Raw genomic sequence first — 12,675 nt, 5'->3', positions numbered from 1 at the left:
AAGCCCACGGGCTTCCCTTTTCATTTAGGTGACTCAATTTTCCTGATCCGAATTCGTTGGTTTAGAGAGCCAGCGATCTAAGAATTCGGCGACGGCAGCATAGGCGTTGATTCGATTCTCTAACTTTACCACCCCATGTCCCTCGTCTTCAAAACGTAGATATTCAACAGAATGTTCCTTTTTACGAAGGGCAGTAACGATTTGCTCTGCTTCATTGACAGGAACACGGGGGTCATTTGCTCCATGAATGACAAATAGAGGTGCTTTAATTTGTTCAACGTGATGAATCGGTGAAATTTGGTCGAAAAACTCTCCGTCATTTTCAATCGTCCCATATTCGGACTCCCGTAAGTGCCTTCGATAGGAACTAGTATTTTGAATAAAAGTCCTCAGATTAGCAATCCCCACGATATCTACCCCTGCTGCCCATAAGTCTGGATAATGGGTAAGGGCAGCCAACACCATAAATCCACCGTAACTCCCCCCCATGATACCAATTGCATCCGGCTGAGCATTCCCATACCTTTGCAACCATTGTACCCCCCAAGCTAAATCGGCAACGGAGTCCATTCGCTTTCGTACATCATCTAAATGGACGTATGTATGTCCGTAACCACTACTCCCACGAACATTAGGTACAAAGATTGCAATTCCTCGTGAAAGAAAGAATTGAAATAGGCTATTAAAGCCGTTGCGACTCTGGGATTCAGGTCCTCCATGTACCCAGATGATGACAGGGTAGGGGCCACTGCGATGATGGGGTCGATAGTAAAAGCCAGGGATGGACAATTGATCAAAGGAGGTGTATTGAATCAGTTCAGGTGTAACAAAGGGCTCTCGTGGTCGGCCGGACAGGGAAGCATAAGTGAGCCGTTCATAGTGTGCATGTTGTAGGTGGAACTGCCAGATTTCATTCGCGTCTAGGGGGCTACTTAACGTAAAAGCGAGGGAGTTGTCTTGTTGACTCCATGAAAGATCCCCTACTACCCCAGGTGGATTGGTGGGGATGGGAAGATGATGGTGAGTGGCTGTTTCAAGGAGATATATCTGTGAGCTTCCATTTTCATTTTTACTGTAAGCGAGAAGGTTTCGATCGTGACTCAGGGTGAGATCCTCTGCATCCCAATGATCCTCAGTTAACCAACACCAATGCTTTGTATCGAGATGCAACCGGGCGACACGAGAAAATTCACTTTCTTGGTTGGATAAGAGAAAGAGCGAGTTGCCATCCGATGAGAAGGTGAGCCGTTGATATAAAGCGTCCTCAGTATGAGGAGTTAGATGAACCGATTGTTTGGAGTCCAAATCAAGGAGGTACCAATCATTGTCCGAATTCGAATGGAGAAGGGCGAAGAGAAGGCTTCGACCATCAGGACTAAATTCTCCAGCGTGGTTGGTATGATCACTTTCGAGGAGAAGATCATGTTGGCGATTTTTCACATCATAAAGGTAAATATCAAAGTGAACACCATCGCGTTGGTTGGAGGTATAGCTAAATCGACGGCCGTCAGGAGCCCATGACCCAAATCGGTAGATATGTTGGGGATCATTGGTTAAGTTTTCGATTGAAAGGCCATCTCCATCCATAAGATACAACTGAGATCGTTCGTTTCCGCCTTGATCTTTCCATAGACAAAAAATGTCCTGTGTGGGGGAGGCACTCATTCCCATTACTCGCTCCGAAAAAAAAGTGAGTTGTTGCGGCCAAGGAGCTTCTCCCATTCTCCAAACTTGCGGAAGGCCACTCATTGTTGAAAGAAAAGCCACACTTTTATCCATTCGATGGTAACTAGGCGCATAAGCTGAACGTATTTCTAAGTATCGTCGAAGTTCTGATTGTGTGATTGAAGAAGTCATTGACAAGCCCCCTTCTAATTATTTTTGGTCTAAAAAGTGGATCCGTTGACGAATAATAAGGTAAAGGATAATGGATGGGGAGATGAAGGGCGATGAATAGGGAGGAGTGGTTGTTGGTGACCCAGTTTATTCTGCTCCATACGGAAGGCAAGATGGTACAGGGTCAAGAGTTAGTGAATAAGGCAGAGGAGTTATTTGGATGGTTGCCGAGTCGCTCTGTGAAAAAGGATGACTAAAGATATAATATTTTGATGGGATACCTACCCTATTTATATGAGTCCCTTAGACTGTTAGTCGGCCTTTCCAGATCGTAACGGCTTGGCCAATAAGGTGAACGCGCTTCCCATGGCAAACAACATGCAAGGTTCCTCCACGGGAGGAGGCTTGATAGGCCCTCAAAGTTTCTCTCCCTATTCGTTCTGCCCAGTAGGGACCGATTGCACAGTGGGCGGAGCCTGTAACCGGGTCTTCTGTAGGTGCGAAAAAACGAGATACAATATCCGTATGCTTCCTTGTAGACGGACTACTGATAATAATTCCACGTCGCCCTGTTAAGTGCTTTATCGCTTCTTCCGGCAGAAACTGAAGAACATCCTCTTCAGTTGAGAGTTCCAAAAAATGATCCAGTCGATTGTATCCTTGGGCTTGAATAATGGAGCCATAATACTTTTTTATTGCAGGATGGATTGGGCAAAGTGTGATGGGTTCCTTGGGGAAATCGAGGCGGATATCATTCCCTTCTCGATATGCTTCTAGGAGGCCGCTACGTGTGAAAAATTTGATTGGATGGAGTCGATCTGCATCACCTTCCTCCCAGAGAACATGGGCAGCAGCCAATGTTGCGTGGCCACAAAGTTCTTCTTCCTCTGAAATTGTAAACCAGCGAAGGTGATACGTATTCATTTCTTTCTTGTAGAGAAAAGCGGTTTCAGAAAGATTCATCTCAATGGCAATTTGTTGCAACCTTTGATCTTCCCCGTTTGATTGAGGCATACAAACGGCAGCAGGATTCCCTTTGAAAGGACGATTCGTAAAGGCATTGATTTGCCAGATGGGCCAGGTCATGAAGGTTCTCCTTTACCTAATTATTTGTATTAGTGTAACGAATTTTTTTTCAATTCACAATCATGGGAAAGCCGTTTTGTAGGATTCCCATGATATAATGACGAACAAATCGGTTGACGGGGGAACATGTGATGCAGGGCAAACATTTGATTTTAATTGGATTTATGGGGACGGGTAAGAGCCTGATCGGACGATTGCTCAGTGAACGAATGGAGCTATTGGTTACCGATACGGATCAAGAAGTGGAACGAGAATCGGGGATGCTTATTCCTGAGATCTTTGCACAAGAAGGGGAGGAAGGCTTTCGTAATCGGGAGAAAAGAATTTTAGCGAACGTGCTTCAAAGAGAGCCTCAGATTATTACCACAGGCGGTGGAATTGTCTTACTTCCGGAAAACGTCCATTTGATGCAGAAGAAGGGTTGGGTAGTTGCTCTCGATGCGACAGAAGAAGAATTGATACGTCGCCTTTCACGAGATCGTTCCCGTCCCTTACTAACCGGGGATGTTACTGAAAAGGTCCGGCGCATCAAAAAAGAGCGGCAGGGATTGTATGATTTTGCTCACTTTAAACAAGATACCACCCACAATTCACCGTCTAAAACGGCTGAAAATATTTGGAGACAATGGAAAGCGGTTTTCTCATCAACAAAAGCATAATGGATTGAAAGGATCACCCCCTGGTTAAGATAGGACTAGGGGGTGATACCATGTCTGCTTCCCAGGATTATCTGAAATTCTTAACCCAACGGATGGTCCGCTATATCGATACACCAAAATCAGAACGAAAAGAAGCCAGGCGGGAGCGTCGGGAACATCGGCCGAATTGGATTGTTCGGTGGTTTGGCATGATCCCCTTTGGTGTATCGATGTTTGCACGTAAACAAAAAAAACGGTTGACGAGAGGCGAATCATAATGGCGCAAAAAAGAGATCCATTTCAATTAGCAAACTTACTAAATGAACCTGACGCACTAAACCAGATCGCCAAAACCGAAGAGCAACTTAATCAACTTTTGGATAAGAAAGTCGCTTTGGTTGCTTACGCAAAAGACCAGGATGGATCAATGATTGATCAAAGGGGTGTTGAATCATGAGAAAGTATCAACAACGTGTGGCGGTGGAAGAAGGACTTAGCGATGTGAGTCAATACCTGACGAATCAGGGAGTTGAAGTGGTATCGATGACCGAACAAAACTCTTGCACTTGTAGTGTGATTACAGGTGCAGATAAAAATGTGATGGGCATGCAGGATACCACCTCGGATATGTCGGTAATCAATGCAAATGGGATGACTCCTGAAGAAGTTTATCAAGCCGTACAAGCACGGATGAATTTGTAAACACCATCGAATGTGAGGATTTTATGTAGAAAAGGTGCCGATACAAGAAAGGCTCCTTTTTTTTTGGGCACAAGATGGTATAATGGTCGGAGTGTAATGCGTATCGAAGTAGCATTAAAAGGAGCGATACACCATGTATCATCGCACTCAGACCCGTCCGGTCAAAGTGGGCGATATCCAAATTGGCGGTAATGATCAAGTGGTTATTCAAAGCATGACCATGACAAAAACCCATGATGTAAAAGCAACAGTGGATGAAATTAATCGCCTTGCAGAAGCGGGCTGTCAGATTGTACGTGTCGCTTGCCCTGATATGCGTGCAGCTGAAGCGATTCCACTCATTAAAAAAGAGATTACGGTCCCCTTAGTGGCTGATATTCATTTTGATTATCGACTTGCATTAAAAGCCATCGAAGGTGGGATTGATAAAATCCGTATCAATCCAGGAAACATCGGTCGTCGTGAAAAGGTAGAAGAAGTTGTCAAGGCGGCTAAAGAACGTGGAATCCCCATGCGAATTGGTGTAAATGCGGGTTCCTTGGAGAAGCGTATCTTAGATAAGTATGGATATCCGACAGCAGAAGGTATGGTGGAAAGTGCCCTGTACCACATTGGTATCCTGGAAGATCTTGATTTCCGTGACATCATTGTGTCCTTAAAAGCCTCGGATGTTCGTCTTGCTACGGAAGCCTATAAAAAAGCGGCGGAAGTGATTCAGTACCCACTTCACCTTGGTATTACCGAATCTGGAACACTCTTTTCAGGTACGGTAAAGAGTGCAGCGGGGATGGGTGCGATTCTGTCCCATGGAATTGGTTCGACGATGCGGATTAGCCTAAGTGCCGATCCTGTGGAGGAAGTGAAAGTCGCTAGAGAGCTATTGAAGTCCTTCGGCCTCGCAGCGAACGCAGCCACCCTCATCTCTTGCCCTACCTGCGGGCGCATCGAGATTGACTTAATTTCGATTGCCAATGAAGTGGAAGAATATATTTCCAACATTAAAGCGCCTATTAAAGTTTCTGTGCTGGGTTGTGCAGTAAATGGACCAGGGGAAGCAAAGGAAGCAGATATTGGGATTGCCGGTGCACGTGGTGAAGGGTTATTATTCCGACATGGCGAGATTATCCGTAAAGTTCCAGAGGAAACGATGGTTGAAGAATTGAAGAAAGAGATCGATAAGATCGCCGAAGAGTATCGCTTAAAAGAAGAACAGGAAAAAGAATTAAAGACCACTTAATAGTAGGAGATCACCTGAGATCATTCAGGTGATCTTTTGTTTTTGAAAAATTTTTGGATAAGAATGAGGATGGATTAACATACTAGGGACGAGCTTTAGTAAAGGAGGGTTTAACCATGAGCGCTATGTCTCGCATTAGTATGATCTTAGTTATTGTAGGAGCGCTGAATTGGCTGTTGGTGGGTCTGTTTCAATGGGACTTGGTCTCAGCCTTATTTGGAGGGGATGCGATTCGCGAATCCTCTGGATTGAGTCGCGTAATCTATGCCCTCGTCGGCCTTGCCGGCATCTATTCCATAAAGTTCTTGTTTGAAACGAGAACCCCAGCAGATATGTAAGTGCAGTGTTTATTTTGGAACAAGGAACGCCCAACTGACCTTGTAAGGGTGAGTAGAGGCGTTTTTGTTTTGCTCGAATGGGCACCAAAGGGTGATCTCCCTTCTATATTAAAGGAGGAGGGGAGGAAAAGTGATGCGTCCCATTATCGGATTGACTATTTCCTACGAAAATGAAATGTGTACCTGTCGTCGTGATTATAGTGAGGCAATTCTATTTGGGGGAGGTCTTCCTTTGATGATTCCCCCGACAAGGGACAAAGAGATCCATCAACAACTGGCGACTCTTCTAGATGGTTTGCTTTTAACTGGTGGAAAAGATATTAACCCGTACTTGTTTAATGAGGAGCCCCTTCCCGGCCTCGGCGTTGTTGAACCTGAACGGGATCTGATGGAAATGAGCCTCTCCCAGGAGTTCATACGGACAAACAAGCCAATTTTAGCGATTTGTCGCGGGTGCCAGTTGTTATCGGTTGCATTGGGTGGTTCCATGTATCAAGATCTCCCTTCGCAAAAAGAAAAGCTACTCCAACATACCCAGCGTGCACCTAGAAATCACCCTTCCCATAGGGTGAAAGTTAAGGGAGAGAGCCTCTTATTTAGGATTACAAAGCAAAGAGACATTCGTGTAAATAGCTTTCATCATCAAGCCGTTAAAATAATTCCGGATCGCTGTGTGATTTCAGGAACGTCTTTAGATGGGGTGATTGAAGCATATGAAGGAAAAAACGACCCCTTTTTACTCGCTCTGCAATGGCATCCTGAAGCGATGCTAAAGGAGGATGTGACCTCCCAGGCGATATTTAAATCCTTTATTTCAGCGTGTAGAAAAGGTGTGTAGGGCATTAAGGGCAGGACGTTGGACGAAAGTTGTACCATGAAAAGCCCTTTGCAGTAGCCCTATCTTTAAAAAGATTGGACAATCGGGGGATAGGCGGGGGATTTTATTCTAGGATAAGATAGGATGGTAAGCTTCTGTTGAGTGACTCCTGTCTGATGTTACCACCAGTGTTTTTTCCTTTTTTACGAAGACTACATCGTAAAGGGGGAGATGAACATGCGTGGTCACAAAACATGGGTCTGGATACTTACGTTATCAATCATCAGTGGTTGTACCCTGGGAAAACCTTCCTCGTCAGCAAAAGAACTCTCATCGACCACCGAGAAGAAAAAGCCGACTCCCGTACAAAGCCAGTCAGAATCGAAGGTGACACCGAGTTGGTTAAAGCTCTCTGATGGCGAAAATGTATGGAAAGTGGATCTTTCCCAGATGGGCTATGATGGAATCGATCCCACCAGCTTGGATCGTACAGCTTTTCATCGATGGTTAAATCAGGTGCAAAAGGAGATCAATCGGGCGCCTCGCAATGCTCGCTTAGAGGATGACCATATCGTTCCTCATACCATTGGACAAAAGTTGGATCGAGAGGTTGTTGAGCAATGGTTGGATGATCTTCATGAACATACGAACAAGGTGGAAAAAGCGCCAATACTCCCTTGGCGTCCACGTGTTACGACAGCGATGCTAAAGCATATTCGCGAGAAAAAGCTGGGATCTTATACAACTCGGTATAATCCCTATCACTGGAATCGTTCGCACAATATTGATTTGTCTGTTCATGCGATTCATAATCACGTGATTCCATCCGGTGATACTTTTTCCTTTAATCAAACCGTTGGTATTCGTAGTGCAAAACGTGGATACCGTCCGGCTACGGTGATCGTGCGAGGAGAATATACCGAAGGTATTGGTGGCGGGATCTGTCAAACTTCATCCACCCTGTATAACAGTGTGGCACGGGCGGGGCTTCGAATTTTACAACGAAGTAGCCACAGTAAGCACGTCACTTATGTGCCTGTCGGTCAAGATGCAACAGTGTCTTGGGGGGGGCCGGACTTTCGCTTTCAAAATCAGTTGAATCGTCCAGTGTTAATCCGAGCGGTATCGTCAGATGGATGGCTGACCGTTTCCATCTATGGGGCAGCGGATACGGTATACCATCCCCGTGAGACACCCGATCCACCACAAAAAGAGCCACAAACCGAAGAAGTTCCCAATCCTGATGAGAAACAACCCCTTGATCAAACGGAAAAAGAATATGAAAATTCTCCGTTACCATCGACGGATTCCAGCAATCGTGACAATTCCATGAGTGAATAAAAGCTATGGGCGGACAAGACCCATCCGCCTATTTTCTATGTTTTAGGAATGATTTTAGAAAAACTACATAAAAATGGTCTAATATATGAGAAATGAATCAAAGGGGGGTAAAAGGAGAAGACTGCTTTGTTTGGATTCCATGCAAAAATTAAAAGACTTCGTTGATATTCCAATTTTTGATAAAATGACTTCGTAGGGATTAGCGTAAATTTCCGTAGATCCTATTGAGGCACTCTGCTATAATGGAACCGTCTCTTTGGCTAGTCGGAAAACGAAGGAGGAATTGGATGAAAAAGACCCTATTCATTGCGGTAGGGGTTATCGCCATCCTACTCTTATCGGGTACCGCAGTCGGTTATGCGATGAAGAAGGAAGTAACGATTACGTTCAGTGATAAAGAAGAGAAGCTTCACACGTCAGTCCTGAACGGTACCCTGTCAGATGCTCTGAAACAAGAGGGTTACGATCCTGCAAAGTTAAAAAAGCAGTATCAACCCAGTCAGAAGTGGGACAGCCCTATCGTGAAGGATGAAACAAATATCCAACTCGCTTGCAATTGTTCAGTAAGTCTGAAGGTAGGCGGCGAGAAAGATAAGAAGCTTCGGACGACAGAGCCTACTGTTGGTGATTTTTTGAAGGAGCAAAAGGTTCAGGTCGATAAAAATGACCAAATGAATGCGGCTCTGGATCAAAAAATTACCAATGATCTGGCAATTGTGATTGATAAGATTGAGAAACGGGTTCAAAAGAAAGTGGAACCTATCGCGTATGAAGTGAAAAAGAAAAAAGATGATGATCTTCCCAAAGGTGAGAAAAAAGTCACTAAAGAAGGGAAAAAGGGAAAATCCATTTATCAAGTAACTGCCATTTATAAGAATGGTAAAGCAATGGTTACTGATAAAAAATTGGTTGATAAAGTGGATCCTGTCACGGAGGTTGTGATGGTTGGATCGGCTGACCTGACAGCAGACAAAGGTGGGACGGAACTCTCTTCAGGTTCCCGAATCGCTGGTTTGAAATATAAACGAACGATGGCTGCAGAGACAACCGGTTATACTGCTTCAGGGAATCGGACGGCGACAGGTACGGTTCCTCATCGAGGAACCGTGGCGGTGGATCCAAATGTCATTCCTCTTGGAACGAAGTTGTACATTCCAGGATATGGGCAAGCTGTTGCTGAAGATACAGGTGGAGCGGTAAAAGGACACATTATCGACCTTTTCTTCAACTCTCGAGAAGAGGCGATCCAATGGGGTCGACGAAATGTAACAGCCTATATTCTTGAATAAACGACATAAAATGAGCAACCGACGGACTTTACACCGTTGGGTTGCTCATTTTATTATGAATTCATAAAGTAATTGGAGTGGCAAATCCATCTGACTTTTCCAATTTTTTTTGAATTACCCGCTGAATATCATATATACTACAGAAAAGGATAACTCTTCGACGGGATGTGTCTCTATGGCTGGACGCAATGATCCGTGTCCCTGCGGAAGCGGCAAAAAATACAAAAAATGCTGCGAACGAGTCGTCGCGATTCAGTCCGCAGAAAAGCTTCGTGAAAAAAGAGAGTTGCAAGGGAAGACAGAGCTACTTGGTGAATTAGATCGTTGGTTTGAAGCGAAGGTCTTTAGGGAAGTGGAGTGGCAATGGACTCGAAAATTTAAAGAAGATCTTCAATTGGAAGAGGCGAGACCCCTTCCTCAGGAGTATTCATATTCTTTTCGGTTTTGGATGTTATTTGATGCATTTTTTAACGATGGAAAAAGAGTTGTCGAATTGTGGAAAGATTCCTTGGCACATCAACCAGATGTTTACCAACAGGCTGAAGAATTGTGTAATATCCGTCTAGACGGTTATGAAGTAAGTGAGGTAGAGGGAGAGACTGTAACCCTTTGTTCCTTATCAGAAGGTCAGTTGTACCGTGTTCATCTAACTGAAACGGTGCGACCAGGGATGCTGATGTTTGCCCGCCTCTGCCGCCTAGGAAATCGCCATGAGCTCTTTGGCCCTTACACATCTTTCGGGGACGAGATGAGAGGGGAGATGGATGTGTATTTAAAAAACGAGGCACATAAAAATGGGGGACAGCATCGGGGAGTCTTACAAAAAAATAGCTTACAGGTTGTAGGTGGACTCATGCAGCGAGCGAGAGAGATGGAGCACCTTAGAAATGCTGTCCCTGCCACCGCACCCATCATAGATGAAGCCGTACCAGCAGAATTGACAGTGGAAGAACCAATTATCACGGAGAAGACTCCAGAAAGTGATCTTCCTCATTTCGTTCATGTATATGAAGAAGAGCGTGTCGTACCCGATGTTGTGAATCAACAAATGGGGCAGTTTGAAGTGAAGTTTGTGAGTCAATTTCAAATGAAGACGCGCGAGTACTATGGCGATTCCCTGCGATGGTTTAAAGAATATATCGCCCTTCATTTTGGGCGTTCCTTTACTTGGATGGATTTGACCGAGGAAAGCCTTTCCCACTTCTTCGGTGTCTGGTATGTGGAGAAAAAGAATTCGGGTCCGATTCGGGCAAAAATCCTGCTTAATACCTTGAAAGGATTGTTTAAATGGTTGCAAGAAGAAGCGATTTGTGACGTTTATTCAACCTTTGCCAGAGTGTATCGTTCCTTTATTCGCAGTTTGCCCCTCACCTTCGAAGCCCGGCGATGGCTTATCGAAAATGGAATCATGGAGGAGGGGGATGCATCGATGGCGATATCCGGGTCGTATCGTGTCGCTATATCCTCTGGTGGCTCGACTGTAGACATGGGTGAGCGTTGGTTACCCATTGAAATGAACCTACGAGGTCTTCCACCGACGTGGATGGAAAGTCAGTTTTGGGTGCGTGGGTCCATCGTCGTACAAAATAATAGCAGCTATTTTACCGCGATTGAAATTGTATATCCATGTCCAATTACTCCTGAAATGGAAATGGTTTAAGTTTGAAACCCCCTTTTAGTGATCACTAAAAGGGGGTTGTTAGTATGGTCGGCGTGTCAACCATTATCCGGTAGTTATAAAAAGGTCGGCCCCCGTGAAAAATAAGGAGGCACTCGACGCAAGAATTTAAAGGGGGCGGCTACTTTGTTTGGATTCGGAAAAGAAAAGAAAGCCAAACAAGCACGTGGTGAATCGACCGACGACCGTAAACTCCAGGAAATGATGAACGAGGTTGCCGGAGAGTTGGGTATTAATAAAGATGCTCGCTCTACACAGGGTAACTCGAAGGAGCTAGGTAATAAGCTCGCGGATGAGGTTCGAAAACGCAACCGAAAGTAAGTTGAGTGTACAGCACCTCCAGCACTGGAGGTGCTGTTTTTAAATAGAGGGAAGCGTGGGGGGATTGGGGAGAAGATACGAAACAATTTCTGCTAATACTTGATTGGCAGCCTCAATGATGCTATCGGGAATGTTACCGCGCGGGCGATCAATCGTGGGGGTGCCGAGTTGAAGCAGCAACGGGGATGCTACATGATGATCGTTATGGGATTTTGTAGGGATCCGTAAACGATAGTTACGACCAGAAATATTGTCTTGAAGTCGTATGTCATAGACAGGGGGACTTAATTTTTTACACGTGAACCCTTGAGAACGGAGGATGTGATCGATGCGCTCATACTCACGCACAAGTCCAGCCACACGCTTAATATTGAGATTCACATCGGAGCCTCCTCGTCATGAAGTTCTTCTCAATATATCCGTGATGCCTTTTCCCTATGCCATATAATTAACAGAATATTGAACCTCCCCCACCTACGCTAACGCTAAGAGGTGGGGGATTCTTGGAAACTCCCATCGACTGACAGGATACACTCCAAGCTTAGACCGTCGTCCCGACGGCAAGAATCTTTAATCCTTCTTGCAAAATGTTTTTGGATGCATTGATGTCTCGATCATGATGGGAGTGGCACGTAGGACATGTCCATTCTCGTAGGTTGAGGTTTTTTACGTCCTTATTGCGGTTGCCACAGGAAGAGCATAGCTGACTGGAAGGGAACTGTTTCCCCACTTTCACTACGTTTCGTCCATGCCATTCTGCCTTGTAGTTGAGCATGGCGACAAACTCCGACCAGGATGCATCCGTGATCGATTTGGCTAACTTGTGATTCTTCACCATGTTCTTGACACCAAGGTCTTCGATGCAGATCGTTTGGTTTTCACGAATCAGCTTCGAGGACAGTTTATGTAGGAAGTCGAGACGCGCGTTTACGATCTTCTCATGGATACGGGCGACTTTGATGCGGGCTTTGTGCCAATTGGAACCGCCTTTAGTTCGACGGCTCATGATCCTTTGCGCGTGGCCTAGCTTCCTTTCGTACTGCCGGAAATAGCGGGACGGTTTGACTTTCGTTCCATCGGTGAGAATCGCAAAGTCCTTTAACCCTAGGTCAATGCCTATGACTTTCTCCCTCGTTACGGGCACAACCGGACACGGGTGGACCTCGGACAACACCGATACAACGAACTTTCCCGTAGGATGACTTCGGATGGTGGCAGAAAGGATTCGCCCTTCTACCTCACGAGATTTGGCAAACTTCACCCACCCCAGTTTAGGAAGCTTGATCCGATTGGCAACAATGGCGATGGAAGCCGTTCCTTTTTTTCCATGGTTGCACTGACTGGTGTAGGACTGGACACGGTTGCGTTTGCTTTTAAAGCGCGGGCGATCAT

General features: G+C 45.3%; 16 protein-coding genes. 12 read left to right on the top strand and 4 right to left on the bottom strand.

The window, feature by feature from the left end; all coding sequences use genetic code 11:
* Window positions 1-33 precede the first annotated feature (33 nt).
* Window positions 34-1,857 (bottom strand): alpha/beta hydrolase family protein, encoded by a 1,824-nt coding sequence (locus tag CHX35_RS11030; RefSeq protein WP_140413601.1) that lies wholly within the window; start codon window positions 1,855-1,857, stop codon window positions 34-36.
* Window positions 1,858-1,949: 92 nt separating this feature from the next.
* On the opposite strand from CHX35_RS11030, the gene CHX35_RS17585 reads away from it, so the two are divergent.
* Complete coding sequence (locus tag CHX35_RS17585; RefSeq protein ID WP_176392040.1) at window positions 1,950-2,093, top strand: hypothetical protein; 144 nt, start codon at window positions 1,950-1,952, stop codon at window positions 2,091-2,093.
* Window positions 2,094-2,139: 46 nt separating this feature from the next.
* On the opposite strand, the gene CHX35_RS11025 is transcribed toward CHX35_RS17585, so the two are convergent.
* On the bottom strand, window positions 2,140-2,922 hold the full coding sequence (locus CHX35_RS11025) for a PhzF family phenazine biosynthesis protein (RefSeq protein WP_091837457.1): 783 nt from the start codon (window positions 2,920-2,922) through the stop codon (window positions 2,140-2,142).
* Between the two features lie 131 nt (window positions 2,923-3,053).
* On the opposite strand from CHX35_RS11025, the gene CHX35_RS11020 reads away from it, so the two are divergent.
* The 11 genes from CHX35_RS11020 (at window position 3,054) to CHX35_RS10970 (ending at window position 11,283) form a co-directional block, all read left to right on the top strand.
* Window positions 3,054-3,581 (top strand): shikimate kinase, encoded by a 528-nt coding sequence (locus CHX35_RS11020; RefSeq protein ID WP_091837455.1) that lies wholly within the window; start codon window positions 3,054-3,056, stop codon window positions 3,579-3,581.
* A 50-nt stretch (window positions 3,582-3,631) separates the two neighbouring features.
* Entirely contained in the window at window positions 3,632-3,838 is a 207-nt protein-coding gene (locus CHX35_RS11015) for a YqzE family protein (protein WP_091837454.1), read from the top strand.
* A complete protein-coding gene (locus CHX35_RS11010) occupies window positions 3,838-4,017 on the top strand; it encodes a hypothetical protein (protein WP_091837452.1) in 180 nt (59 codons plus the stop codon). Before CHX35_RS11015 ends, CHX35_RS11010 begins: the two co-directional genes overlap by 1 nt.
* Complete coding sequence (locus tag CHX35_RS11005; RefSeq protein ID WP_091837450.1) at window positions 4,014-4,262, top strand: YkuS family protein; 249 nt, start codon at window positions 4,014-4,016, stop codon at window positions 4,260-4,262. The genes CHX35_RS11010 and CHX35_RS11005 overlap by 4 nt, the downstream gene beginning before the upstream one ends.
* 133 nt (window positions 4,263-4,395) lie before the next feature.
* The gene (gene ispG, locus CHX35_RS11000; protein WP_091837448.1) at window positions 4,396-5,499 is read left to right on the top strand and encodes a flavodoxin-dependent (E)-4-hydroxy-3-methylbut-2-enyl-diphosphate synthase; all 1,104 of its coding nucleotides are present in this window, start codon (window positions 4,396-4,398) and stop codon (window positions 5,497-5,499) included.
* Between the two features lie 125 nt (window positions 5,500-5,624).
* The gene (locus tag CHX35_RS10995) at window positions 5,625-5,837 is read left to right on the top strand and encodes a DUF378 domain-containing protein (protein WP_217895882.1); all 213 of its coding nucleotides are present in this window, start codon (window positions 5,625-5,627) and stop codon (window positions 5,835-5,837) included.
* Between the two features lie 133 nt (window positions 5,838-5,970).
* Window positions 5,971-6,675, top strand: a complete 705-nt coding sequence (locus tag CHX35_RS10990; protein ID WP_091837444.1) for a gamma-glutamyl-gamma-aminobutyrate hydrolase family protein — start codon at window positions 5,971-5,973, stop codon at window positions 6,673-6,675.
* A gap of 216 nt (window positions 6,676-6,891) precedes the next feature.
* A complete protein-coding gene (locus tag CHX35_RS10985) occupies window positions 6,892-7,995 on the top strand; it encodes a VanW family protein (protein ID WP_176392039.1) in 1,104 nt (367 codons plus the stop codon).
* 287 nt (window positions 7,996-8,282) lie between these two features.
* Window positions 8,283-9,284: a resuscitation-promoting factor gene (locus tag CHX35_RS10980; protein ID WP_176392038.1), complete on the top strand. Its 1,002-nt coding sequence runs from the start codon at window positions 8,283-8,285 to the stop codon at window positions 9,282-9,284.
* Window positions 9,285-9,459: 175 nt separating this feature from the next.
* Window positions 9,460-10,944 (top strand): YecA family protein, encoded by a 1,485-nt coding sequence (locus tag CHX35_RS17285; RefSeq protein ID WP_140413600.1) that lies wholly within the window; start codon window positions 9,460-9,462, stop codon window positions 10,942-10,944.
* Window positions 10,945-11,088: 144 nt separating this feature from the next.
* Window positions 11,089-11,283 (top strand): hypothetical protein, encoded by a 195-nt coding sequence (locus tag CHX35_RS10970; protein ID WP_091837439.1) that lies wholly within the window; start codon window positions 11,089-11,091, stop codon window positions 11,281-11,283.
* 39 nt (window positions 11,284-11,322) lie between these two features.
* Here CHX35_RS10970 and CHX35_RS10965 read toward each other — a convergent pair whose 3' ends face one another.
* Together CHX35_RS10965 and tnpB are read right to left on the bottom strand one after the other, a co-directional pair.
* Window positions 11,323-11,664, bottom strand: coding sequence for a hypothetical protein (locus CHX35_RS10965; protein ID WP_091837437.1), 342 nt, complete (start codon window positions 11,662-11,664; stop codon window positions 11,323-11,325).
* Window positions 11,665-11,824: 160 nt separating this feature from the next.
* On the bottom strand, window positions 11,825-12,675 hold an 851-nt coding region (tnpB, locus tag CHX35_RS10960; protein ID WP_091837436.1), incomplete at its 5' end, for an IS200/IS605 family element RNA-guided endonuclease TnpB.

The organism is Marininema halotolerans (genome assembly GCF_900116235.1).
GTDB lineage: Bacteria > Bacillota > Bacilli > Thermoactinomycetales > DSM-45169 > Marininema > Marininema halotolerans.
Note: the sequence above shows the minus strand (reverse complement) of the source record. Positions and strands in the feature narration are given on the sequence as shown.